Here is a 25,007-nt window from a genome sequence, read left to right as displayed (position 1 = left end):
GGGGAAGCATCATGACATCAGTGACACTGGAACGGCCTGAGAAATTCCAGATTGGCCGGGTGTTCAACAATAGCTTTGCGGTCATTGGCCGCAATGCAGGGCTCTGCCTGGGGCTTGCCGCGGTATTTTCGGGCCTGCCAACACTTGTTTTTCAGCTTTGGGTTTTGACTCGGCTCGCAATGGTTACCCCGGTGCCTGCCTCGATTGAGCCAATTTTCGTGTGGAGCTATTCCAGCGTCGCGATAGGCTTCGGGCTGGTTTCCTACATTCTTTCATTGTTGCTCCAGGCATCGCTGGTGCGTGCAACCATCGAGGACTTGAATGGCAAGCAGCCTTCGTTCGGTGATTGCATCGCGAAAGCGGTCTCCTTTCTGTTGCCGACACTCGCGATTGCTCTGCTGGTCGGTTTGGGCGCGGGCATCGGTTTTATGCTGCTTATCGTGCCTGGCATCATGTTGGCGCTCCGCTGGTCGGTCGCAGTGCCAGCGTTGGTGCAAGAGCGGCTCGGCGTATTCGGCAGCATGGCGCGCAGCCGCGATCTGACCAAGGGAAGCCGCTGGGCGCTGTTCGGCCTGTTCCTTATCCTGATCATCGCCGTGGTGACCATTCAGTTGGCGCTTGGCGCCGCAATCGCCCTGTTTGGAGGAGGGATGGTAGGTGCTGTCGTGGACGCATTGGTGACGAGCGTAACGTCGATGGTGATGTCGATTGCTACTGCGGTAAGCTATGTCGAGCTGCGTCAGGTCAAGGAAGGCACCAGCGTCGAAGAACTGTCGCAAATCTTCTCATAGCGGCAAGGGATCTGGCCGCCTTCATCGCATCGGGAAGCCGAACTTGTTCAGGAAGTCTTCCTCCGCTGCGCCGGCAACGCTGCGGCCAGCCGCTTCGCCCATTCCTCGATGCCGGAGCGGCCCGCCAGCAGGTCCTGCCTGATCTCGATGAGGACGGCCGGAATGCCGCGATCGTCGCCATGGACCGGTATGGCGTAGTCGCCGTCGCGGCTGATCACGTAGGGCTCGTTTGCCGCGGCATTGAGCGCACTATCGGCGCGCAGGCCGGCAAGCATTGCCTGGCCGAAGTCGATTGCCCGGTCGTAAAGCACGCCGGCATGCCAGGCACGCGCAATACCGAGGAAGACCGGCGTGAAGGAGTGGATCGTCGCGATCCGCGTCGCTCTGCCCTGCTTCGCCCGCTCGTCTAGGTGGGCGGCCACGCGGTCATGAAACGGCGTGAACATGATCTTGGCGCGCCGGCTTCGTTCCTCAGGATCGAGGCCGACATTGCCGGGGATGCCGGTGTCTTCCGACAGCACCGGAATGCTGCCGCTGGAACCAAGCGGCCGGTTGAGATCGATCAAAAGCCGCGAATAGGAGCTGAGGAAAGCCGGAGCATCGAGCAGCTTCGACAGAGCGCGGGTCACTTCGGCGGCGCCGATGTCCCAGGCGATGTGGCGCTGCAAATCGCTGCTGTCGAGACCGAGCCTCGCATACTCGGCCGGAACATGATTGGACGCATGCTCGCATATCAGAACGATATCGGAACGGCCCGTTTCGTTGATCGCTTCGACGGCGGGTGGCCAACCCTGAGGCTGGATGGCACTGGCAAGCCGCGCAGCCATCAATAGAGCGTCCGGTAGACATCGCAGACAGCCACTGGATCAAGCCCGGCAAGGCGCTCGGTCTCATGCCGCTTGAGGCCGACAAAGGTCTCGACGAACACCGGCGCGAACCATCCGGTCACGGTCTTGTCGGCGACCAGCGCGTCGAGTGCCGCAGGCAGCGTTTCCGGCAGCCGTACGAGCCCTAGCTTCTTGCGCTCGGCAACGCTCATCTGCGTCGGGTCGCCCGAGACCAGCGGCGGCGCCGGCAGCTTGGCCTTCAGCCCCTCCAGCCCGGCGCGCACGATTGCCGCCAGCGACAGATAGGGATTGCCGGTGGCGTCGGCTGCCCGGTATTCGATGTTGTACTGCCGCGCCGGATCGCGCCCGCCGATCGTCACCGCCGGGCAGATGCGCAGGCTCGCCTCGCGGTCGCGGTCGGCAAGCCAGGTGTAGGACGAGCTCCAGCTGTGCGGTTTCAGCCGGTAGTAGGACGACACGCTCGCCGCCGTCATGGCGGTGATTGCGGGCAGGTGGCGGAGCACGCCTGCGCAGAACGAAGCGGTCTGGCCGGAAAGGCCGCCAGGCTGGGCGGGGTCGTAGGTCGCCGGCTTGCCGGCCTCGTCGACGAAACTGAAATGGATGTGGACGCCGTTGCCGACGGCATCCGGCGCGATTTTTGGCGCGAAGCTCGCCCGCCAGCCGGCACATCGCGCGACTTCGCGCGCGATCTCGCGGATGGCGACTGCGCGATTGGCCGCGGCAAGCGCATCGGCTGGCTCGCATGTCACCTCGAATTGGTCGGTGCCGAATTCGGCGATCACCACTTCGGGCGCGACGCCGGCTTCCGCCAGCGCCGCCATCAGATTGGCGGCGAACGGATCGGTGCGGCGCAATGCGGCTAACGACATCGAATGAGCCGGGCCAAAGTCGCCCTCGATGTGGAATTCATGCTCGAAGGCGGCGATGACCGAAAGCCCGGTCGCCGCCCTCAATTCCGCCAGCGCATCGCTCAGCATGGTCCGCGTGCAGCCCACCCACGGGCCGCCGTCGAGTTCGACGATGTTGCCGGCGACCATGTCGAACGGCGTCGCCGATCCGGTCAGCGCCGTGCGGAACCGTGCGTTGAGATCGGGAACGAGCCGCACATCGCCTGACGAGCCCCACGGATTGGGGTCGACGATCGAATTGAACGGCGTCAGCGACAGGTTGGCCTGCAGCCAGCCGACACCGGTCGCAGCGATCTTCTGCAGCCTGCTTTCGACGACCGAGCGGCCGCGCGTGATCGCCGAAAGGTCGGTGGTGACGACGGCAACGAGCGGTTCGACGGTCATGCAGCTTTTCCCAAGGCTTCGAAACGGGCAGTAACGATGGCGGTGTCGGCGACCCAGCAATAGCCGCCGAAGGCCTTGAGCGCGCCATCATGGCGCTCCTGCGAGGCGGCGGCGCAAGCGTCCGATACGCAGGTGACGAGGTAGCCGCGATCGGCGGCATCGCGCACCGCCATGTCGACGCACTGGTCGGTCATGATGCCGGCGACGATCAGGTAGCGAACGCCGAGGTTTTTCAAGACATAGTCGATGTTGGTCGAGTTGAAGACGCCCGACGATGTCTTCGGCAGCATGATCTCGTCGCCGACCGGCGTCAGCGACGGCACCGGCAGGCCCTCCGGCCGGCTCGGCGCGATATGGATCGGCGTCAGCTTGTGGTCGAGCGAGCGGTCGCGGCCGTCTTCTGTCAGGCTCTGGATGATGGTGTGGATCACCTCGACGCCGTTGGCCCGCGCCGCGGCCAGCAGGCGCTCCTGGTTGGGGATCGTTTGCGACGCCGTCTGCCGGTAGAAATAGTGATCGGGACCGTGCTCCGGATGCGCCGGATCTGCGCCGGGCTCCAGCCAGACGCGCTGCATGTCGACTAAGAGCAGCGCGGTCTCGCCGGCCCGGAACGGCTCGTTTCGTTTCGGCAGTGATGGCGTCATGCGTTCTGGTCCTGCTTTGCTGATCACGATCCGGCTGATTTAGCTGATTTTGGTGCACGCGTCCTGCGTGGCGGACACACTTATTGGGAGTATTCGAAGTCGCTAATTTGAGTTAAACTTTGTTTTCGGGCGTGGAGACGGGGGTCTCTGTCATGATCGATTCAGACGTGTTCGACTTTGTCGAACGCTGCAGGAAACATACAGCCACCGGGCCGCTGCTGAGCGACCTTCTTGATACCGTGAGGAATCTCGGCTTCGAGCACCTTATCCTGAGCGGGGTTCCGCTCAGTGGCCAGAAACTTGCACCGATGGTCGAACTGAATGGCTGGCCGGCCGGCTGGTTCGAACGCTATGTCGAGGCCGAGCACGCCGCGGTCGACGGTGTTTGCATCTACTCGGCAAAGACCCTGAAGCCGTTCCTTTGGTCCGAAGTTCCGGCAAAGTGGTCGGATACGGAAGGTTCACGACGGGTCGCCGGCGAGGCGACGGAGTTCGGCATCTGGAGCGGCTTCGCTGTGCCAATGCTCAGCATTCACCATTGGCAATCCGTGCTGTCGTTTGCCTCTTCGGCGAAGTCCTGCACCCTTTCGCCGCGCCATCAAGTGCAACTGGTGACGATGGCGGTGTATGCCGGCATGTCGATCCAGGCCTTGGCGGATGACTATGATGACGATGAAGGCATGCTGACCGACCGTGAGAAAGAGGTGCTGCTCTGGGCCGCGGCCGGCAAGACCTCGTCGGAAACATCCCAGATCCTCGGTCTGACCGAGCGCACCGTCAAATGGCACTCCACCCGTGCCAGGGAAGCGTTTGGCGTCGCAACGACCACGCAAGCGGTCGTCGAAGCGGTGCGCCGGCGCCTGATCCACCCCTAAACGCGTCAACTGTCCCATCGGACAGGTGACGTACATTAGCGAGGCTGCAAATATCACCGGTGAGAACGATCGGGGGATCGCGCCATGATAACAGCCCACGTAGTCAACGCGCATAACAAGCATCTCTACGAAAATGAATTCGACGAATTTCTGCGCCGGCGGCACGATTTCTTCGTGCATCAAAAACGTTGGCGCCCTCCGAGCCCGGATGGTCGCGAGCTGGATCAATTCGATACAGACGCGGCGACATACCTGCTGGGCATTGAAGACGATCGCGTAGTGACTTCGGCTCGATTGATCCCAACGAGCGAGCCGCACATGGTCTCGGAGGTTTTTTCTCACATGTGCGAAAAATCGGGCGTCCCAAGGCGTCCCGATTGGGCCGAATGGACCCGCACATTCGTCGTTCCCGACAAGCGAACTGCCGGACTGAGGGGAACGCTGACGCAGCTGTGCTGCGCGGTGATGGAATACGCACTCGACGAGGGACTCAGCGCCGTCGGCGGCGTCCAGGAAACCTACTTCATGCCACACCACGGCGCGCTGAAGTGGCGCGCCGAGCCGATGGGCATGGCCAGGGAAGAAAACGGCGAGTGGTACATCGTCGCGTATATCGAGGTGAACGAGGCGGCGCTGGCGAGTGTGCGGAAGATACTTGGGATTGGGCATTCGTTGCTTGTGAGGCGTGGGATTCAATTGCCGTTCATTGATAACGCTCTGAGGCTTGGTAACGCAGCCTAGGTCGACCAAACCGGCCGGCTAGGCCGAAAAAGCGGTCTTCGACTGGAGTGCTTGCCTCCACCGGGGTGAGCTTCGGCAATAATGTGTAGGATGTGCTTGCCGATTTTGAATATTGTGCAACCACCACATTACGTGAACTTGATGAGGAACTTAGACGATGAAAGTATTGATTGGATCTTTTGCTGTCATGCTTGCGGCGTACAGCCAGGCCAACGCCGACCCCTGCTATATTGAATATACACGCCGTGACTGTGGGGTAGGGACTTTTGGAGACTCGGCATATCAAAAGAATAATTCACGCGATCATACTTATAAAATAACTTCCACGATGACAAAGAATGGATCTTTTTTTCGCAACGACATAAACACGGTCTCGGCAGGAGATCGCGCGTATGTTGGATGCACCCGCGGGGAGGGTACAGATTACTATTCATTTGCAATTGTAGGATGTGAGCAGCAATAGCCATTGAAGGAGGGATTACGCTTATGGAAACTCGGCTAACCCGCGCCTCTCTCGCGTTTTGGGCACTGTTTGGGATTGGGATCACCGTATGTCCGACTTTCGGCGCAGACAACCTTGTGTGTGGTGAGCCTTACGGGTTGCGAAACGGTGAACCCATTTCCAGTGCAATCGCCATTGTGGATCCTGGCCAAGCGAAAGACTTGTGTGCCGATGCGCCCAAGGGCAGTGAAGTCGTACAGCTGAGATGCACGACAAGGCTGGATACACAACATGGGTCATTCTACAGATGTGAGCTTGGGAAAGATTGTATAAACAAAGGGGTGTTCTCCAGCCCCACGAGGAAGGGGGATAAGATCTGCATACACTACAGCAATTCTGGCTCTGTGAAGCATCATGCCGGGTTCAGTATGGCGCTGAAATAGTGCACTCAACCAGCGCGGCGTGCATTTTTGCTTGTCCAGACATTCTTCTTAGTCACCTTGTTAAGATTGTGCGCAATGAGCCCGCGCGATGACAGTGACAGTGCGCTATTTTCTTTTCGCCGCCTGCTTCGTTCGTTTCACGGCTTTGCCGATTTGCCTGGCGATGCTCTCGGCCCACGGGTGGATCGAAAACCGTGACATCGGCGACGCGGCGATACTCGATGAGCAGTTTTTGTGGATGGGCTTCGGGCGTGAAAACACTTTGGCACGCCCGTACGGTGCTGGGGGATGCGGCAGACCGGGAACGCAGGAAACGTATACTATGCCCCGGGGCGACATGGTAGAAAGTGCACCGTTACCGTAATTCGAGTGGTACATCGTCGCTTATGTCGAGGTGAATGAGCCGGCGCTGGCGACTGTACGGACGATACTTGGGATTGGGCATTCGTTGCTGATTCGGCGGGGGCGAAGCTGCCTTTTATCGAGCGTGAAAGAAGCCTGAGGCAAGTCGCTTCATGCTTAAATATTCGAAGGCAAGTACCGATATACTGGTGCACGTGCACGGCATAGTCCGTGGCATGTCGAAACTGTGAGCTGACGCGATTAAGACTTCTTTTCGCCTGCTCAAATCAAATCCGAATTTCGTCCGAAGTTAAAGAAATTAGTTATCCAGGGAGGGGAAATTATGGACCGTCGTACGTTTATTAAAGTGCTCCCGGCAGCGGGATTTACTACCGTAGCCGCAAGTGCCTATGGACAGGAAACACACCTTGATGATGCGAGCCGGAGGGAATTCGAAGATCTGTTGGCAACGCAGGACGAGATGCGACGCCATCTTTTTGCAATCACCGATACCGAGATTCTCCCGGAGGGGCCTCTTGACCGGGTCTACTACTGGAACAACGTAGGGCTCAATATATCCGCGATCGACCATACCCCGGCCGCGGACCAATTGGACGGGGGCGGCTCGAGTGCACCGGACCCGCGCCGGTTTGGTGAGCAGCTTGGTCCGCATCGGTCCTCATACGCAATGGCAGTTGCTCAGATAGCCGTCTTTGAGGCAGTCAATGCGTTCCCCAAGAGCGCAAATTCGAAGAAATATCAGAGCTATACCGGCTTCAGCAGCGCGCCATCAGCGCCTGCGGACGCATCGTTGGACGGTGCGATCGCCCAGGCTATGCATGATGCCCTCGCGCACCTGTACCCGTTCAAGGCAGCTGATGTTCGCAGTGTCTTGGACAGAGATATTGCCCGCATGTCCGGTACATCACCGACGGGCGACAAGATCGACATTGGGGCTGGACGCAAGATCGGTCAGGCGGCGGCGAAATCCATCATCGAGAAACGAAAGGATGACGGGACAAACCACCAAGAGATCAAATTCGCCGATCTGCCACCGGACAATGGGCCCCTAAAATGGTCGATTGATCCTGTCAGCAAGATTGAGACGGCACTCGGCGCTAAATGGAAAGACGTGACACCGTTCTTGCTGATGAAAGGCGATCAGTTCCGGCTCCCCGATCCGCCCAAACTCAACGATGCGCGGTATATTGCGGCGTTCGACGAGGTAAAGGACATCGGAAAGAAGGGCGTTTATCCGATGGACACCTCGCGAAAGAAGGGTGAGACGTTCCGCGCAATCTTCTGGGGCTATGACGGGACGCCAAATCTCTGCGCGCCCCCACGTCTATACAATCAGCTGGTGAGGACTATTACCGCTGATAAAAAAATATCCGATCCCGCAGAATTGGCTAGGATATTGGCTCTTTGCAACACAGCAATGGCCGATGCAGCGATTGCGGCTTGGGATTCCAAATTCACGCATCGCTACTGGCGCCCAGTAACCGGCATTCGCTGGCCAGGAATGGAAGGGGATGCAAAGGGGGATGCATCCAATGTGCCGGACCCGACGTGGGAACCGCTCGGATCGCCCAATACGGATTCGAAGAAGGCCAACTTTACCCCTCCTTTCCCCGCGTACCCGTCCGGCCATGCAACTTTCGGGGGAGCGCTGTTCCAGGTTTTGCGGATGATTTTCAAGGACACCGGCGACGATACTCCCTTCGTGCTCGTGTCAGATGAGTTCAACGGCAAGCACAAAGGGGTCAATGACGCAAAACCCCGGCGATATTTGCCGCTTTCATTCGTGGCTTTGCAGGATGCTGAGTTTGAAAATGCCTTCAGCCGTGTGTGGTTGGGTGTTCATTGGCGGCAGGATGGCGAGGACGGCATCCAGCTTGGTAACAAAGTCGGCAACTGGGCATTCCAGAATGGTTTTGCAGAGGTCTAGCCTCTGTCTCATCGAGCGGCTTCAGCGCCCGAACAAAGCAAGCAGAGGCCTCTCAGCGACGTTTACTGTGAAACTACGGTGACAGTGCACTATTTTCTTTTCGCCGCGTGCCTCGTTTTCCGGGTTTCACGTGTTGCCGATGCCCGGCGATGCTCGGCCCACGGGTGCACCGATAACCGCGACATCGACGACGCGGCAATACTCGATGAGCAGTTCTTGTGGAACACATAGTGCTCGGACGTGAAGACACCTTGGCCCGCCCGTACGGCGCTGGGTACGCGGCAGACCTGGAACGCCGGCAGGTGCACCATGCTGCGGCGGCGGCGACATGGTAAAAGTGCACTGTCGCCGTAATTCCGATCAGCCTGAGAAGTGCACTTCTTTGGATTGAGATCTCCGTGCCGGGAAACGGCGGAGCATCGAGCATGGAGATAATTAATGAAAAGTATTGAGCAATATGTAAGAACGGGCATTTCTGCGCTAGAAGAGCTGCAGGCCGCATTGAAGATTGCCATGCAGCTAGAGTTTTCTACAATCCCACCCTATCTTTGCGCTGAGTGGTCGATCAAAACTGATCATGACGGTGTTCGGGGCATGATTCACGATATTGTTGTACAAGAAATGTACCACTTCGCGTTGGCGGGTAACATGCTCACAGCAATTGGCGGCGCAGTCGATGTCGCGAACGCCACGTTTATTCCGAGCTACCCTACAGATGAGTTGCCGGGCGGTATTCCACAGGTGCTGCCGGTCGACCTCCACCCGCTATCAATGGATCAGTTGGCGGTATTCATGCAGATCGAATATCCCGAATTTCCGCCTGTTGCGCTGGGAAAGTCGACCGGTCCGGCGACAATTGGTGAATTTTATGATGCAATAGCTAGTGGTTTTTCGTCCCTGAATCCTACCTTTGATCCGAATGCCTTTTTTGTCGACGTGCCTGATGCGAGCCCGATCAGAAGTGCCGCCGACGCGCAACTTGCGATTGCGAGAATTAAGGGCGAGGGAGAAGGAACGCCAGGCTCGCCTGACCAGCCTCCCGATGATGCAATGCTATTGGCGCACTATTACGTGTTCAAACAGATATTCCTTGGGAAAGGTCTAATTCGGGACTCATCTGGGAAATGGGCTTTCAGCGGCCCTAATATCATCCTTCCCGAAAGCTATAATTTCAGCCAATCTAAGGCCGATGCAGCAATGTCGGCCGCCTTCAATCAGGCCCTGACGGAACTGCTGATTGGGCTTCAGGAATGTTGGACCGCCGGTACGGAGCCCGACGTTGGTGCTATGGGCCAATTGGGGAGACTTGGCCGAACTCTGATAAAAGCGGGAATTCGCCCAGATTTTCTTTGGGACTCCTCTACGGCCAGGTGAGCGGAAGCGAGGCCCTAACGATTGCGCGGTTCGCAAGGCTCACCCTTAAATAAAGAGATGGCTGGGATTCCTGGAAGCTTTTCGAACTTTCTGGGTCGCGCCTCAGCCCGAATTGCAGGCGCTTATGGGACAATTTGGGGCATTAGATTCGGTCTTAGGAAACATTTGAGGAGGCATCGACTTTCTGGCTCGCGGGTGCCTCCCCGGTCGTGAACATCAGCACGAAAGCCACCCTATAGTTCTACGTGCGAACGGCGGCTATGCGCCTCATGTCGGCCGTTGAGGTGATCTTCGCTGTTGCCCGATAGCGGACGTTGCCGGCGACCACCTTGGACGTCGTTGTTGCGCCATTTCCAGACATTCCCGATGCTTTTCAGGAGCGGACCTTCGTTTATCGTCCGGAACCGACCCGTTGCGACCTTGGGCGTTGCAGACTTGAACCTCCAAATCGAGGTCGGGAACCTGACCTTCAGCGCAAGAGCATTCGGGGGTGCGCTCGCGTGAGGTCATTCACCACATTTGGCGGCGACCCGCAGATGCTTTTTCGTGTTATGATGGGCTTGCAATGCGCGTAATCTCGACCTCGGCAATATGGCAGAGGTCGACAGCTATTGCCTTGGCACAGGAAGCTTTCGCCCCCAGCACTTGATCGCCTCCGAAACGTGGGTGTGCTGCTTTCCCTGACTGACCCGGGCGAGGAGGTTGTCCATGTCCACGAGTAGTGTTGACCGCCCGCTGCAGCCGGGTGACCGGGCACCGAATGTTGTGCTCAATGCGATCTCACGCGAAGGCAAGATCGCACTCGATGATTTTCGAGGCCGTAGCCCGTTGTTGATCGGTTTGTTCCGAGGCCTGCACTGTCCGTTCTGCCGGCGCCATGTCGCGGCGATGGCGCAACTTAAGCCGGCCCTGCGTGAGAAAGGCGTCGAATGCCTGGCGGTGGTCAATACGCCGGTCGAGCGGGCGCGGCTCTATTTCCGTTACCACCCGGCACCCGATCTTCTCGCCGCATCCGACCCGGAGCGCGCCTCGCACCGTGCTTTCGGCTTGCGCGAGGTCGGGATGGACACGGTCATGGCGATACCGTTCCATCTCCCGGGCGAGTTGCCCGAGCCTATGGACGTCATGGCAATGAATGAATTTCTTAACAAGAAGGAAGGATATGAGATTACGGAAGTCGATCAGCAGGCGATGGCTTCCAGCCAGGCGCAGCTTGTCGGTCAGTTCCTAATCGACCGGGCGGGCATCGTACGCTGGAACTTCACTGAAGTTCTGGAGGATGGCCTCAACACCTTCAGAGCGCTGAATCCCGAGGAATTGATGTCGGCAGCTTCCCAAGTTGCACATTAATAGGCTGCGGAAATGGGCTGCTAAAAACTCGCTCGACGGGCACCGTCCTGTGGTGAGCGCAATCGTCCGCAGGGCATCCAGTTTGGCTGGGGAACCTGGATTCGAACCAGGACTAACGGAGTCAGAGTCCGTGGGTCTACCGTTAACCTATTCCCCAGCAGGCGCGGTTGTTGAAAACCGCGCGGGCAGGGCGACGATGTCGCCGCGCGTGCCTTGTAGCCGCCGCCGGAAAATAGTCAACCCTGTGTCTAGGCTCAATCGTCGGCTTCCGGCGCTTCAACTCTCACTCCGGCTGAATTGCGAGCGCTCGAAATAGAGCACCACGCCGAGCGCGATCAGCAGCGGGATGATCAGGTAGAACAGCCGGAATACCAGGAGCGCCGCCAGCACGCCGACCTGGTCCATATGTGACAAGCCGGCGAGGAACACCACCTCGAAGACGCCGAGCCCGCCCGGCGCATGCGAGATCTGCGCGATCGAGAACGACACCAGGAACACGCCGAGCACGATGAAATAGCCGGGATTGCCGGTGGCGGGCAGGGCAAAGAAGATGATCGCCGCCGCGGCCAGCAGCTCGATCGGGCCGACCAGCAATTGCCGCGCCACGATCGGCAGCGCGGGATAGTGCAGCTGAAAGCTGCCAATCCTCAGCGGCCTCAGATGCAGCCAGCTGCCGAAGACATAGGCCGCCACCACGAGCAGCATGGCAAGCCCTGCCGCTTGCGACAGCTTGTGGTGCGGCGTGCCGGAAAACCGGTCGATCACCTCAGGCTCGAGCAGCAGGACGATGCTTGAGACGAACAGCGTCGACAGCACGAAGGTGATCCAGCAGATCGCCACCAGAATGCCGACATCCTGCCCGGTCAGGCCCTTGGTGCCGTAGGCGCGGTAGCGGATCACTGCGCCGGAAAATACCGAGCCGCCGATATTGTGCGACAGCGCGTAGGTGGTGAACGAGCAGAAGGTGACGAACAGCCACGAGACTTTTTTGCCGATGTGCAGCAGCGCGATGTGGTCGTAGCCGGCGAGCGAGGCATAGGCGATGACCGAGCTCAGCGCCGCCAGCACCCAGCCGCGCGCCGGGATGGCGATTATGCCGGCCCAGACGTCGTCGAGCGAGATGCCGCGTAATTCGTGCAGCAACAGCCACAGCGAGAACACCACCGCGGCGATGCCGATGACGGGCCAGAAATAGCGCCTCCAGTTCATGGCGTGAGGATCATGCGTTGCAGCCCGTACCCGTTTTCCGGTTCGCAGCAGGCAAACCGCCCGCGGTCCCGAATGTTTCACCCCTCCATTTCAGAAATGCCTCATTGAAGCCGGCTATTCAACCGGGAACGCTCGCCATCATCGGGCCGAGGGCAGGGGCGAGACAACGCCGCCGGCAAAATTCGCCGCGAGCACTCTTGGTGATCCGGCCCGGCGCTGATAGTCTGGCCGCAACTTGAACATGTAAAAGCGCCTGCTGCGTCCGGTCTCGGTTCGCGCGGCGCCGGAAGGAACGACAGTGGAAGACCACGAAGCCGGCGCTGGTGCGCCGGAAGTGGGCGTGTCCAGGGGTTCGCCGCCGCCCGGCCAGGCAAGCCCATCCGCCGGACGCTACGGCCGTCAGGTGCAGCCCCGGTCCGGCAATGGACAGGCTGGCGACACGTCCCACGATCACAAGGGTCAGAACGGCCCTCATCAGAACGGCAAACCCAAGAAGCGGCGCAAGCGTCGGCGCGGGCGCAAGGTTTTCGCACGCGACGAGGCTCGTCCGGTAATAACAGGCACTTCGGTGCCCGCCGCCGGCGCGCCCCCGGCCGCTCGCCAGCCCCAGCCAGCTGCTTCGATCGCGCCTCCATCTCCAATCACGCAATTGCCTCCAGCCTCGCCAAGGCTGGGGCAAGGTCCCCGCACGCCGCCACCGCTGCAGGAATTGCCGGTATTTGCCGCACTCGACCTCGGTACCAACAATTGCCGCCTGCTAGTCGCGGTGCCGACGCGTCATGGCCAGTTCCGCGTCATCGATGCCTTCTCGCGCATCGTCAGGCTGGGCGAGGGCCTTACCGCCAATGGCCGGCTTGGCGACGCCGCAATGGACCGCGCGGTCGAAGCGCTGAAGATCTGCGGTGACAAATTGCGCAACCGCAAGGTCAGGAAGGCCAGGCTGATCGCCACCGAGGCTTGCCGCACCGCCGCCAACGGCGTCGAGTTCCTCGAGCGCGTCGAGCGCGAGGCCGGCCTGAAGCTCGAGATCATCGACCGCCAGACCGAGGCGCGGCTGGCGGTGTCGGGCTGCGGCTCGCTGGTCGAGCGCGACACGCAAGGCGTCGTGCTGTTCGACATCGGCGGCGGCTCGTCCGAAATCGCGCTGATCGACCTCACTGGTCACCGCTCGCCAAGGCTTGCCAACCATATCGTCTCATGGACATCGCTGCCGGTCGGCGTCGTCTCGCTGGCCGAGCGTTTTGGCGGCCGCACGGTGACGCGCGATATCTTTGGCGCCATGGTCGAGGATGTCGCAATACGGCTGCGTGCCTTCGACGGGCGCGACCGTCTGAGCCACCTCCTGTCTAGCCCGAAATTCCATTTGCTCGGCACCTCGGGTACGGTGACGACGCTGGCCGGCGTTCACCTCGATCTCGAACGCTACGACCGCCGCCGCGTCGACGGGCTGTGGATGGATCGCAACAGCGTTGACCGCATGGTCGAAAAGCTGGTCGGCTGGGATTTCCAGCAGCGCGTCGCCAACCCTTGCATCGGCGCCGACCGCGCCGACCTGGTTCTGGCCGGCTGCGCAATATTGGAGGCGATCCGCGCCGTCTGGCCGTCGGAGCGGCTGCGTGTCGCCGACCGCGGCCTGCGCGAGGGCATATTGAGCGAATTGATGGCCGATGATGGCGTCTGGCGGCGAGGCCGGCAATGACCAAGAAACCGGAAAGACCGAGCTCCGCCGGCATTCGCGTGCTGAAGACGAAGATCAAGAAGAAAAGCGGGCTGAAGGAATCGTCGCGCCGCTGGCTGCAGCGCCACATCAACGATCCTTATGTCCAGCGCTCGAAGGCCGACGGCTATCGCTCGCGCGCGGCCTACAAGCTGATCGAGATCGACGACAAGCACCATTTGCTCAAGCCAGGCATGAAGGTGATCGACCTGGGTGCGGCACCCGGCGGCTGGTGCCAGGTCGCCGCAGCACGTACGAAATCTACCGCGGAACACCCGAACGTCGTCGGCATCGACTATCTCGAGATGGACGCCGTGCCGGGCGCGCCGGTGTTGCTGATGGATTTCCTCGATCCGCAGGCGCCGCAGATGCTGGCCGAGACGCTGGGCGGCCAGCCGGACATCGTGCTCTCCGACATGGCCGCACCCACCACCGGCCACAAGCGGACCGACCACATCCGCACCATGCATCTGTGCGAGGTGGCGGCCGATTTCGCGCTGTCGGTACTGAAGCCGGGCGGGCATTTTCTCGCCAAGACGTTTCAGGGCGGCGCCGAGAACGAATTGCTGGCGAGGCTGAAGCGGAATTTCCGCTCGGTCCATCACGTCAAGCCGCCGGCCTCGCGCGACGAGTCGGTAGAGCTTTATTTGTTGGCGAAGGATTTTAAGGGCGGAAACGGCGCGGCGTGAAAATCGCTCTGTAGCGATCCTTCGCGCCCCCCTCTGTCCTGCCGGACATCTCCCCCACGAGGGGGGAGATTGGCAGCTTCGGCGCGCCGTCTAATCCTGCAACGTTGAACATTGGCGAAGGCCGATGTCACGATCTCCCCCCTCGTGGGGGAGATGTCCGGCAGGACAGAGGGGGGCGCTGTCCCTCCGGCGTCCCTAAGCACGAGCAAAGGTCAACGCCCCGGCGGGCTCACCGGCTCCAGGGTCTTCGGCGGCGTCAGTCGGCCATGTCCCGACACGGCATTGCCGGCGTCCGGCGCCAGCCGCATGAACGACAGCGAGGCCGCCGCCGACACCGCCGCTACGATGAAGAAGGCGGTGTGGAAGTCGCTCAGCGTCAGCGGGCCGCCATGGATCTTGGTCGACACTTCCAGGATGCCGCCGGCCAGCGCCACGCCGAGTGCGATCGCCAACTGCTGGAACACCGCCGTGATCGGCGTCGCCTTGCTGGTGTCGGCGGCCGAAATCTCGGCGTAGGCAAGCGCATTGGTGCCGGTGAAGAACATCGAGCGGATGAAGCCACCGGCGAGCAGCATGGCGAGGATCAGCCCATAGGGCGTGTCGGGTGTGAACAGGCCGTTGATGGCGATGGACGCGGCGGCGATGAGCGAGCCTGAAATCAGCACACGGCGGAAGCCGGCGACCCTGAAGATCAGCGCGGTGACGAATTTCATGCCCATGGCGCCGATTGCCGAGACGAAGGTGATCATGCCGGACTGGAACGGCGTCAGCCCGAAACCGATCTGGAACATCAGCGGCAACAGGAATGGTACGGCACCGATGCCAATGCGGAACAGTCCGCCGCCGAGCACCGACGAGCGGAACACCCGATTGCGAAACAGCTCGAGCGCCAGCAGCGGATTCTTGGCGTGGCGTCCGTGCAGCAGGTAAAGCACCGCCGATGCCAGCCCGACGGCAACGGTGATAAAGCCGGCAGCGGGCGGCAGAGCCGGCAGGCTGACCACCGACAGGCCGAACACAATTCCGGATGCCGCCAGCCCGCTCAGCACGAAGCCGATGAAATCGAGCGGCGGTGTCTCGGCAGGGTCGGTCTTCGGCAGGAAACGCGTGGCCAGCCAGATGCCGATCAGGCCGATCGGCACATTGATCAGAAAAATCCAATGCCAGGAGAAATAGGTCGTGATGAAGCCGCCGACCGGCGGGCCGACCAGGGGGCCGACCAGAGCCGGGACGGTCAGCCACGACATGGCGGCGACGAGTTCGCTTTTCGGCGTCGCGCGTACCAGCACCAGACGCCCGACCGGCGTCATCATGGCGCCGCCAATGCCTTGCAGGAAGCGTGAGACCACGAAAGCCGGCAGCGAATTGGAAATGGCGCACGCGACTGAACCGACGATGAACACGGCGATAGCGGCACGGAAGACATTCTTGGCCCCAAAGCGGTCGGCCATCCAGCCGCTGATCGGAATGAAGATCGCCAGCGATACCAGATAGGCGGTCAAGGCCAGCTTGAGCGCGATCGGGGTGGTGTGGATGTCGATGGCGATCGCCGGCATGGATGTCGCAATGACGGTCGAATCCATGTTTTCCATGAATAGAGCGACCGCCAGGATAAGCGGAATGGTGCGGTTCACGATGGATCCGGCCTTGAAATGTGCGTCGCGATTGCTTGCCGGCCTCGGGGGCCAAACCGACAGCTAGGGCGGTTATCATGGCTTGGCCCGGATGTCGCATTAATTTGCTGTCACGTTTGTGCGAACCGCAAGTCTTGCCGCACCTGCGGCAAATACAGCTTTGCCACTACACAACCATCGGCTTTTCAACGGCGACGGGACGTGTTACGAGCCAGCGCCAATCCTGAAAGGGAAGAAGACGAGTCGGCGCTGTCCATCAGGGCGAGCGCCTTTCCTGCATTCCGAGGGCTGGCCATGGCAAAAATCATCGAGACGTCCACCGGCGCATTGGCGCTCACCTTTGACGACGTGCTGCTGCAGCCGGGTCATTCCGAGGTTATGCCCGGCGAGACCGACATCCGCACCCGCATCGCCGGCGACATCGACCTCAACGTGCCGATCCTGTCGGCCGCCATGGACACGGTTACCGAGGCGCGGCTTGCGATCGCCATGGCCCAGGCCGGCGGCATCGGTGTCATCCACCGCAATTTCTCGCCGGCCGAACAGGCCGAGCAGGTGCGGCAGGTGAAGAAATTCGAATCCGGCATGGTGGTCAACCCTGTCACCATCGGTCCCGAGGCAACGCTTGCCGATGCGCTGGGTCTGATGCGCACCTACAGCATCTCGGGCATTCCGGTGGTCGAGAACGGCGGCAGCGGCGGTCACACGGTCGGCCGGCTCGTCGGCATCCTGACCAACCGCGACGTCCGCTTCGCCTCCGACCCGGCGCAAAAGGTCTATGAACTGATGACCCGCGAGAACCTGATCACGGTCAAGGAGAACGTCGATCAGGACGAGGCCAAGCGGCTGCTCCATCAGCACCGCATCGAGAAGCTGGTTGTGGTCGACCGGGACGGCAATTGCGTCGGGCTGATCACGGTCAAGGACATCGAGAAGTCGCAGCTCAACCCGCACGCCACCAAGGATGCGCAGGGACGCCTGCGCGCCGCCGCCGCCACCAGTGTCGGCGATGACGGTTTCGAGCGGGCCGAGCGCCTCATCGACGCCGGCGTCGACCTTCTGGTGATCGACACCGCGCACGGTCATTCGCAGCGCGTCCTGGATGCGGTGACGCGGGCCAAGAAGCTGTCCAACTCGGTTCGCATCCTGGCCGGCAACGTCGCGACCGCGGAAGGCACCTTGGCGCTGATCGATGCCGGCGCCGACGCGGTCAAGGTCGGCATCGGACCGGGTTCCATCTGCACCACCCGCATCGTCGCCGGCGTCGGCGTGCCGCAGCTCTCGGCGATCATGTCAGCGGTCGAGACAGCGCATAAATCGGGCGTCTCGGTCATTGCCGATGGCGGCATCAAATATTCGGGTGATCTCGCCAAGGCGCTGGCCGCCGGCGCCAGCGCGGCGATGATCGGCTCGCTGCTGGCCGGCACCGACGAGAGCCCGGGCGAGGTCTATCTGCACCAGGGCCGCTCCTTCAAAGCCTATCGCGGCATGGGCTCGGTCGGCGCGATGGCGCGCGGCTCCGCCGATCGTTATTTCCAGGCCGAGGTGCGCGACACGCTGAAACTGGTCCCGGAAGGCATCGAAGGGCAGGTCCCATACAAAGGACCTGTGTCTGGCGTGCTGCACCAGCTTGCAGGCGGCCTGAAAGCCGCTATGGGTTATGTCGGTGGCCGCGACCTTGCCGATTTCCGCGAGCGCGCCACTTTTGTGCGGATATCCAATGCCGGACTTCGTGAAAGCCACGCCCATGACGTCACGATTACCCGCGAAAGCCCGAATTATCCTGGCGGAGCCTGACCGTCATGCGTCCTGGCGCAATCTGGCGGCAATGATCCTGCGGCTGTCGCGCCACGCGGCCGCACTCTGTGTCGCCGCCGTGGCGGTTTTCATCATCATGACGGCGATGGAGTTCCTCTATTTTCGCCAATTGAGCGGCGGTCTGCCGTCGCTCGACATGCGCTATGCCGGTTTCACTCCGGATGAGGGCATGGCCTGGCTAACGGCCCTCGGCCGGCGCGGCAGCGAGATTATTCTCGTCTGGCATTACCTGACCTTCGACCTGCTGTTTCCGGCGCTGCTGTCGCTGACGATGGTAAGCCTGATCCTGGCCACGGGCCGGCGGCTGAAGAATTTCCGTGCACTGCCTGCGCAAACCCAGTCGATATTCGCGGTTGTGCTGGTGCTGCCCTACCTGCTTACCGACTATGCCCAGAACATTGCCGTGGCTCGTCTTTTGTCCGATTTTCTGTCGGCCAATCCGGATTCGCTATCCTTCGCCTCGGCGCTGATCGTCACCAAATTCGCCCTGCTGGCGATACCGGTGACCGTCATTGCGGCTTTCACTCTGATGGCTCAGAAACGGCCTTGAAGGGTGGGTGACAACGACAGGGGGCGTCTTGAACCAGACCGCGATCTTCTGGCCGATGCTGGCGCAGGTGCTGCTGGTCTATATCGTCTATGTCGTAATGGGCCGGCGCCGCCATGGCGCGGTCAGATCGGGCGAAGCCAAGACCGGCCAGTTCAAGACGCGCTCGACGGAGCCTGGGTCCAGTATCACCGTCGCCAACAATCTGAGCAACCAGTTCGAACTGCCGGTGCTTTTCTACGTCTTATGCTTGACGCTGCACGTGACCAATAGCGTCAATTATCTGACCTTGGCACTGATGTGGATCTTTGTAGTCTCCCGCTATCTTCACTCATCGATCCACTTGACCAGCAATCGGCTAATCTTTCGTAGCAGGGCATTCTACCTGGGCGCGGTAGTTCTTGCACTTGGCTGGATATGGCTGGCGCTGCATCTGCTCGGCTTGGTCTGAGCAAGCTCAAGGCTACAAATCGAACACAGCGATTTTGCGCTTGTCGAACCTGATGGCGAGTTCGCCGCGCACCAGCTTGAGCGCGGCCTCGCCGAAGACGGCACGCCGCCAGCCCTGCAATGCCGGCACGTCGGCTTCCTCGCCCTCGGCAGCGATGCGGTCGATGTCGTCACTGGAGGCGAGTACCTTCGATGCGACGCCCTCCTTTTCTGCAACGATCCGCAGCAGCACCTTCAGCAACTCCGCCGCGGCGCTTGACCCCTCCGGCGGCTGGAAGCTCTTCGGCAGCTTCGGCATCTCTTCCCTGGGCAGGGCAAGGGCAGCGTTTACCGCGCCAAGCAGTGCCGTCGCCGTCGACGAGCGCTCCCAGCCCTTCGGCGTGGTACGCAGCTTGCTCAGCGCCGCAGCGTCGCGCGGCGCCTGCTGCGCCACTTCGTAGATCGCATCGTCCTTGAGCACCCGGCCGCGCGGCACGTCGCGCTCGCGCGCTTCGCGTTCGCGCCAGGCGGCCACCGCCTGCACGATCGCCAGTTCCTGCGGCTTGCGCAGCCGCATCTTGAGCCGCTTCCAGGCATCCTCGGGATGCGGATCGTAGGTCTCGCGCGAGGTCAGCACGTCCATCTCCTCGTTCAGCCAGTGGGCGCGGTTTTCCCGCACCAGCTCGGCGCTGAGATGCTTGTAGACCTCGATCAGGTGGGTGACGTCGGCGAGCGCGTAGTCGAGCTGCTTTTCGGACAGCGGACGGTGGCGCCAGTCGGTGAAGCGCGAGGACTTGTCGAGCCGCGCGCCGGTGATGCGCTGCACCAGCTGGTCGTAGGAAACGCTGTCGCCGAAGCCGCAGACCATCGCCGCGACCTGGGTGTCGAACACCGGATGCGGCACCAGATCGCCGAGATGCACAATGATTTCGATGTCCTGACGCGCCGCATGGAAGACTTTGACGATCGCCTCGTTGGCCATCAGCCTGAAGAACGGTTTCAGGTCGATGTCGGCCGACAGCGGATCAATCAGCGCCGTCACCCCGGGCGCTGCCATCTGGATCAGGCACAGGATCGGCCAGAAGGTCGTTTCGCGAATGAATTCGGTATCGACGGTGACGAATTCCGCCCTTTCGAAAGCGGTAATAGCGGTCTCGAGTTCTTTCTGGGTGGTGATGACGTGCATCAAATCGCTTTTGGCAAGGGATAGGGTCTCTTTCAATTTCAGCCGCGCGCGCTTTCGTCAAGCGCAAGCACCTCTATCCAGGCTTTGCAGGTTCATCGGGATCGGCATTCCGCTTCGCCAACCGGGCAAAAACCGTCGACGTGCGCAACAGCGCCGTAAAACGGCTGCGATGGGTGGCCGGCACGGCGGAGCGCGCCTGCATCCGGTAAAGGATGACGGCCACGAAGATCGCATAGACGGTGGCGCTGAACACGAACAGCGCGCTCGGCCCGAAAAATTGCATCACCGTCGAGGCGGCGAACGGGCCGCCGATGGCGCCGAAGGAATAAAACAGCATCAAGGCTGCATTGATCAGCACGAACTCGCCCTTGTCGGCGCGGTCGTTGGAATGCGCCGCCGAAAGCGAATAGAGCGGCATGGCGAAGCAGCCGAAGATGAAGACGAGCAGGAAGTTGAGGAACGGACTGCCGCCGGCCACGAACGCCAGCGCCAGTGCCGCCACCATCGCACAGCACGTCGTCATCAGCAGCACCGAGCGCCGGTCCCAGCGGTCGGAGAGATAGCCAAGCGGGTACTGGATGATGGCGCCGCCGAAAATGCCGACGCTGACGAAGGTGACGACGTCGGCGACCGACATGCCGATCTGCTCGGCATAGACCGGCGACAGGGTGCGGAAGGCGCTGTTGGTGACGCCGACGGCGATACAGCCGAAGCAGCCGAGCGGCGAGATCCGCCAGACGCGCGCCAAATCGAGCTTGACGTCTTCCGGCGGCGTAGGATTGGAGCGGTCGCCGAGCGAAACCGGCACCAGCGAAACGGTGATCATCATCGACATGATGGCGAAGATGGCAAAGCCGCCGGCGCCAAAGATCGGGATCAGGAACTGGGCGCCCGTCACCGAGCCGATGTCGACCATCCGATAGATGGCAAGCACCCGCGCCCGGTCGGTGTTGGTGACACCGGAATTCAGCCAGGCTTCCATGATGGTGAACAGGCCGGCAAAGCAGAACCCGCCGGCAAAGCGCACGGCGCACCACATCACCGGATCGATGACCAGCACCAGCAGCAGCGTTCCCGCCGAGGCGATCGCCGCCAGTGCCGAAAAGGCGCGCACATGGCCAACGGACTTCATGATGCGGGTCACGGCAAGGCAGCCGAGCAGGAAGCCGGCGAAATAGAACGTGCCCATCAGGCCGATCGAGGAAGCGGGAAAACCTTCCTGCGCACCACGCAGCGCAATCAACGTGCTCTGCAGGCCGTTGCCGCCGAGCAGGATGCCGGCGGCGATCAGGAGGGGGATCAGCGGGCGGATGGAAGACATGAAGGAAAGCCTGTCGTTGATCCCTTCTTGAACCATCGCCTTCGCCAATGCCAGCGGCAATTCCCGGTGGCGTTGGGCCAGCCGAGGGCAACCGCGTGGCTCCGGACGCTCCGCGTTGGGAACCAAGGCGTATCTTTGTAGTTCAGTGCTGGTGGGCGAATACGCGTCTTGTGAGCTGCCGGTGTGCGGAGACGGTGTCGGGCATTGACGCGTCCGTTTCTGCTGCCCGGCCTGAAGCTCCAAAGGGAGGTCCGCCATCATGAAATTTCATCCCGCATTTGCTGCATTTGCGGTGGCCGCAGTTCTGACGGCTGGGCCGGCGCGGGCTGTCGACCTCGCCATGGTGTCCGGCGACACCGGCAACGGCCAGAGAATCCTTCGCGAGATCCTCGATCAATACGAGAAGAAGACCGGCAACAAGGTTAGCGTCGTTCCGCTGCCGCCCTCGGCGACGGACCAGTTTGGCCAATACCGGCTCTGGCTCGCCGCCGGAAGCAGCGACGTCGATGTCTATCAAACGGACATCATCTGGGCCCCCCAGCTTGCAAGGCAGTTCATCGACCTGACCGAAGCGACCAAGGATGTCGTTGGCGCCCATTTCCCATCGATCATCAAATCGCAGACCGTGGACGGCAAGCTCGTGGCCTTGCCGATATTCACCGACGCTCCGGCGCTCTACTATCGCAAGGATCTCCTCGACAAATACGGCGCCAGGGTCCCGGCCAGCTGGGCCGAGCTTGCCGACACCGCCAAGCTTGTCATGGACAAGGAGCGCGAGGCCGGCAACAAGGACATGTGGGGCTTCGTTTTCCAAGGCAACGCCTATGAGGGGCTGACTTGCGATGCACTCGAATGGGTGAAGTCGAACGGCGGCGGCCAGATTATCGAACCGGACGGCAGGATCTCCATCAACAATCCGCAAGCAGTTGCGGCGCTGGAAATGGCGAGGAACTGGGTGGGAACCATCTCGCCGCCCGGCGTTCTGGCCTACCAGGAAGAAGAGTCGCGCGGTGTCTGGCAGACCGGCAACGCCGTCTTCATGCGCAACTGGCCCTACGCCTACGCGCTTGGCAACAGCGAAAGCTCCCCCATCAAAGGCAAGTTCGAGGTGACCACGCTGCCGCCGGGGTCGGGTGAGGGCGCGCGCCCGGCAGCAACGCTTGGCGGCTGGAATCTCGCGGTTTCCAAATATTCGAAGAACCCGGATGCAGCGATCGAGCTGGTCAAATGGATCGCCTCGCCTCAGATGCAGAAGTACCGCGCCTTGAAGGGGGCATATCTGCCGACCATCGAGGCACTCTATGACGATGCCGACATCGCCAGCGCGCAGCCGGTGATTCCGCGCTGGAAGGAAGTCGTCATCAACGCGGTGCCGCGTCCCTCGGCCCAGGCCAAGAGCCGGTACAATGAGGCATCGAGCGAGTTCTGGACCGCCGTCCACAACACCATTTCCGGCGAGGGCGCAGCCGCCGACAACCTTGCCGATCTGGAGTTCTCCTTGACCAGGCTCAAGGGCACCGCCTGGTGACCTCGCCGCGCTCAGGCTCGCTGCTAGCGCGTCAGCGTACGCGCTCGGCATGGCTGCTGCTTGCCCCGATGCTCATCGTGCTCGCCGCCGTTGCCGGCTGGCCGTTGATGCGCACGATCTATTTCGGCTTCACCGATGCCTCGCTCGCCGATCTGGAAGCCCGCCGCTGGGTTGGCTTCGCCAACTATTTCTCCGTTCTGCAAATGCCGAGCGGCCGCGTCGTCTATGACGGGCTGCTCGCCGATCCGGTCTGGTGGCGCGCTGTCTGGAACACGGTGCGCTTCGCGGTGATTTCGGTGACCTGCGAGACGGTGCTCGGCATGATCGTCGCGCTGGTGCTCAACGCTAAGTTTCGCGGCCGCGGCATCGTGCGCGCCGCGATCCTCATCCCTTGGGCGATCCCGACGATCGTCTCGGCGAAAATGTGGCAGTGGATGCTCAACGACCAGTTCGGCATCATCAACGACGTCCTGCTCAAGCTCGGCCTGATCAGCACAAAAATCGCCTGGACGGCCAGCGCCGACACGGCGATGGTCGCCGTCCTCGTTGTCGACATCTGGAAAGCGACCCCGTTCATGGCGCTTCTCATTCTCGCCGGCCTCCAGATGCTTCCACAAGAAATCTACGAAGTCGCCAAGCTCGACGGCGTCGGAGCGTGGAGAATTTTCTGGAAGATCACCTTGCCGCTCATCCGGCCGGCGTTGATGGTGGCCATGATCTTTCGCGGTCTCGATGCCCTGCGCATCTTCGATCTGATCTACGTGCTTACGCCAAACAACTTACACACGAAGTCGATGTCGGTGTTTGCCCGCGAGAGCCTGTTTGAGTTCGACAAGTTTGCCTACGGTTCCGCTGCCTCGACGCTGCTCTTCCTCATCCTCGCTTTGCTGACCATGCTCGTTCTGTGGCTCGGCCGGATAAGACTGGACAAGGACTATTGATCATGTGGAGCTGCTGACCATGTGGATCGTCAAGCGCACGGCCTTCTACCTCCTCGTCGCCGTCATCGTCGTGGTCGCGGTGTTCCCGTTCTACTATGCCATCATCACCAGCCTGAAATCGGGGACGGCGCTCTTCCAGATCGACTATTGGCCGACGACGATTACCTTCAGCAACTACAGGACCGTGTTCACCGAGGGGACCTTCCTGCGCAACCTCGTGAACTCGCTGTTCATCTCGAGCGCTGTTGTCGTCATTTCGCTGTTCCTGGGCGTCACCGCCGCCTATGCGCTGGCGCGCATCCGCTTCCGCGGCCGCTCGGCTCTGCTCCTCATTATCCTGTCCGTCTCGATGTTCCCGCAATTGGCGGTGCTTGCCGGTCTTTTCGAGTTGATCCGCACCTTCGGCCTCTACAATTCGCCGTTCGCGCTGATCTTGTCCTACATGATCTTCACCTTGCCGTTCACCGTCTGGGTGCTCACCGCCTTCGTTCGCGACCTGCCGATCGAGCTGGAGGAAGCGGCAATCCTCGATGGCGCCACGCCCTGGATCATCATCAGCCGCGTCTTCCTGCCGCTGATGTGGCCGGCGCTGGCGACCACCGGGCTTCTCGCCTTCATCGGTGCGTGGAACGAGTTCCTGTTTGCCCTGACGTTTACCTCCAGCAACGAGCAGCGAACCGTGCCTGTGGCGATCGCGCTGCTCTCCGGCAACTCGCAGTTCGAGATCCCGTGGGGCAACATCATGGCCGCATCGGTGATCGTCACCGTGCCGCTTGTCGTCCTTGTCCTGATCTTCCAGCGCAAGATCATCTCCGGTCTCACGGCGGGCGGGGTGAAGGGGTGAGTGCATAGTTGAACTGCCGGCACGGAGCAGCGAACTCAGGTTAACGCCTCTGGC

23 protein-coding genes and 1 tRNA gene are annotated in these 25,007 nt (G+C 61.2%); 16 read left to right on the top strand and 8 right to left on the bottom strand.

The window, feature by feature from the left end; translation table 11 throughout:
• Positions 1-11 precede the first annotated feature (11 nt).
• Positions 12-791: a hypothetical protein gene (locus NKG60_RS14495; protein ID WP_352662935.1), complete on the top strand. Its 780-nt coding sequence runs from the start codon at positions 12-14 to the stop codon at positions 789-791.
• Between the two features lie 47 nt (positions 792-838).
• Here the strand turns inward: NKG60_RS14495 and NKG60_RS14490 are convergent, their stop codons facing one another.
• The 3 genes from NKG60_RS14490 to NKG60_RS14480 are packed head-to-tail and all read right to left on the bottom strand — an operon-like array spanning position 839 to position 3,575.
• The gene (locus tag NKG60_RS14490) at positions 839-1,618 is read right to left on the bottom strand and encodes an N-formylglutamate amidohydrolase (RefSeq protein WP_352662932.1); all 780 of its coding nucleotides are present in this window, start codon (positions 1,616-1,618) and stop codon (positions 839-841) included.
• On the bottom strand, positions 1,618-2,931 hold the full coding sequence (locus tag NKG60_RS14485) for a type I glutamate--ammonia ligase (RefSeq protein ID WP_352975011.1): 1,314 nt from the start codon (positions 2,929-2,931) through the stop codon (positions 1,618-1,620). Before NKG60_RS14485 ends, NKG60_RS14490 begins: the two co-directional genes overlap by 1 nt.
• Positions 2,928-3,575, bottom strand: a complete 648-nt coding sequence (locus NKG60_RS14480) for a cysteine hydrolase family protein (RefSeq protein ID WP_352662926.1) — start codon at positions 3,573-3,575, stop codon at positions 2,928-2,930. The genes NKG60_RS14485 and NKG60_RS14480 overlap by 4 nt, the downstream gene beginning before the upstream one ends.
• Before the next feature lie 152 nt (positions 3,576-3,727).
• Here NKG60_RS14480 and NKG60_RS14475 point away from each other — a divergent pair, with 152 nt between their 5' ends.
• From NKG60_RS14475 to NKG60_RS14445, 7 genes are all read left to right on the top strand, one after another.
• Complete coding sequence (locus NKG60_RS14475; protein WP_352662923.1) at positions 3,728-4,450, top strand: LuxR family transcriptional regulator; 723 nt, start codon at positions 3,728-3,730, stop codon at positions 4,448-4,450.
• 84 nt (positions 4,451-4,534) lie between these two features.
• A complete protein-coding gene (locus tag NKG60_RS14470) occupies positions 4,535-5,191 on the top strand; it encodes an acyl-homoserine-lactone synthase (RefSeq protein WP_352662920.1) in 657 nt (218 codons plus the stop codon).
• 157 nt (positions 5,192-5,348) lie between these two features.
• Positions 5,349-5,654, top strand: coding sequence for a hypothetical protein (locus NKG60_RS14465; RefSeq protein WP_352662917.1), 306 nt, complete (start codon positions 5,349-5,351; stop codon positions 5,652-5,654).
• A gap of 510 nt (positions 5,655-6,164) precedes the next feature.
• Positions 6,165-6,440: a hypothetical protein gene (locus tag NKG60_RS14460; protein ID WP_352662914.1), complete on the top strand. Its 276-nt coding sequence runs from the start codon at positions 6,165-6,167 to the stop codon at positions 6,438-6,440.
• Between the two features lie 321 nt (positions 6,441-6,761).
• Positions 6,762-8,366 (top strand): vanadium-dependent haloperoxidase, encoded by a 1,605-nt coding sequence (locus tag NKG60_RS14455; RefSeq protein ID WP_352662911.1) that lies wholly within the window; start codon positions 6,762-6,764, stop codon positions 8,364-8,366.
• Positions 8,367-8,804: 438 nt separating this feature from the next.
• Positions 8,805-9,740, top strand: a complete 936-nt coding sequence (locus tag NKG60_RS14450; protein WP_352662908.1) for a ferritin-like domain-containing protein — start codon at positions 8,805-8,807, stop codon at positions 9,738-9,740.
• A gap of 708 nt (positions 9,741-10,448) precedes the next feature.
• The gene (locus NKG60_RS14445; RefSeq protein ID WP_127206661.1) at positions 10,449-11,090 is read left to right on the top strand and encodes a peroxiredoxin-like family protein; all 642 of its coding nucleotides are present in this window, start codon (positions 10,449-10,451) and stop codon (positions 11,088-11,090) included.
• A gap of 83 nt (positions 11,091-11,173) precedes the next feature.
• Here NKG60_RS14445 and NKG60_RS14440 read toward each other — a convergent pair.
• Positions 11,174-11,247: transfer RNA gene (locus NKG60_RS14440), tRNA-Gln, on the bottom strand.
• Positions 11,248-11,366: 119 nt separating this feature from the next.
• Positions 11,367-12,299, bottom strand: a complete 933-nt coding sequence (locus tag NKG60_RS14435) for a lysylphosphatidylglycerol synthase domain-containing protein (protein WP_352869188.1) — start codon at positions 12,297-12,299, stop codon at positions 11,367-11,369.
• Positions 12,300-12,597: 298 nt separating this feature from the next.
• Here NKG60_RS14435 and NKG60_RS14430 point away from each other — a divergent pair, with 298 nt between their 5' ends.
• Positions 12,598-13,998, top strand: a complete 1,401-nt coding sequence (locus NKG60_RS14430) for a Ppx/GppA phosphatase family protein (protein ID WP_352662902.1) — start codon at positions 12,598-12,600, stop codon at positions 13,996-13,998.
• On the top strand, positions 13,995-14,705 hold the full coding sequence (locus NKG60_RS14425) for an RlmE family RNA methyltransferase (protein WP_352662899.1): 711 nt from the start codon (positions 13,995-13,997) through the stop codon (positions 14,703-14,705). The genes NKG60_RS14430 and NKG60_RS14425 overlap by 4 nt, the downstream gene beginning before the upstream one ends.
• A 212-nt stretch (positions 14,706-14,917) precedes the next feature.
• Here NKG60_RS14425 and NKG60_RS14415 read toward each other — a convergent pair whose 3' ends face one another.
• Entirely contained in the window at positions 14,918-16,339 is a 1,422-nt protein-coding gene (locus NKG60_RS14415; RefSeq protein ID WP_352662896.1) for an MFS transporter, read from the bottom strand.
• Positions 16,340-16,633: 294 nt separating this feature from the next.
• On the opposite strand from NKG60_RS14415, the gene guaB reads away from it, so the two are divergent.
• The 3 genes from guaB to NKG60_RS14400 are packed head-to-tail and all read left to right on the top strand — an operon-like array spanning position 16,634 to position 19,155.
• Complete coding sequence (gene guaB, locus NKG60_RS14410) at positions 16,634-18,136, top strand: IMP dehydrogenase (RefSeq protein WP_352662893.1); 1,503 nt, start codon at positions 16,634-16,636, stop codon at positions 18,134-18,136.
• A gap of 31 nt (positions 18,137-18,167) precedes the next feature.
• Positions 18,168-18,707 carry a hypothetical protein gene (locus tag NKG60_RS14405; RefSeq protein WP_352663363.1) on the top strand — a complete coding sequence of 180 codons (540 nt, stop codon included), beginning with the start codon at positions 18,168-18,170 and terminating at the stop codon, positions 18,705-18,707.
• A 28-nt stretch (positions 18,708-18,735) separates the two neighbouring features.
• Positions 18,736-19,155, top strand: coding sequence for an MAPEG family protein (locus NKG60_RS14400; RefSeq protein ID WP_352975010.1), 420 nt, complete (start codon positions 18,736-18,738; stop codon positions 19,153-19,155).
• 12 nt (positions 19,156-19,167) lie between these two features.
• Here the strand turns inward: NKG60_RS14400 and rnd are convergent, their stop codons facing one another.
• Together rnd and NKG60_RS14390 are read right to left on the bottom strand one after the other, a co-directional pair.
• Positions 19,168-20,319, bottom strand: a complete 1,152-nt coding sequence (gene rnd, locus NKG60_RS14395) for a ribonuclease D (RefSeq protein ID WP_352662887.1) — start codon at positions 20,317-20,319, stop codon at positions 19,168-19,170.
• A gap of 73 nt (positions 20,320-20,392) precedes the next feature.
• Positions 20,393-21,640 carry an MFS transporter gene (locus NKG60_RS14390; RefSeq protein ID WP_023674455.1) on the bottom strand — a complete coding sequence of 416 codons (1,248 nt, stop codon included), beginning with the start codon at positions 21,638-21,640 and terminating at the stop codon, positions 20,393-20,395.
• Between the two features lie 259 nt (positions 21,641-21,899).
• Here NKG60_RS14390 and NKG60_RS14385 point away from each other — a divergent pair, with 259 nt between their 5' ends.
• From NKG60_RS14385 to NKG60_RS14375, 3 genes are all read left to right on the top strand, one after another.
• Positions 21,900-23,168, top strand: coding sequence for an ABC transporter substrate-binding protein (locus NKG60_RS14385; protein WP_352662882.1), 1,269 nt, complete (start codon positions 21,900-21,902; stop codon positions 23,166-23,168).
• 68 nt (positions 23,169-23,236) lie between these two features.
• Positions 23,237-24,109, top strand: coding sequence for a carbohydrate ABC transporter permease (locus NKG60_RS14380; RefSeq protein ID WP_352663361.1), 873 nt, complete (start codon positions 23,237-23,239; stop codon positions 24,107-24,109).
• A 19-nt stretch (positions 24,110-24,128) separates the two neighbouring features.
• Complete coding sequence (locus NKG60_RS14375; protein WP_352662879.1) at positions 24,129-24,953, top strand: carbohydrate ABC transporter permease; 825 nt, start codon at positions 24,129-24,131, stop codon at positions 24,951-24,953.
• The last annotated feature ends 54 nt before the right edge of the window (positions 24,954-25,007 follow it).

Source organism: Mesorhizobium sp. M1428, from assembly GCF_040317515.1.
Lineage (GTDB): Bacteria > Pseudomonadota > Alphaproteobacteria > Rhizobiales > Rhizobiaceae > Mesorhizobium.
This window is presented reverse-complemented; position numbering and strand designations above follow the sequence as displayed.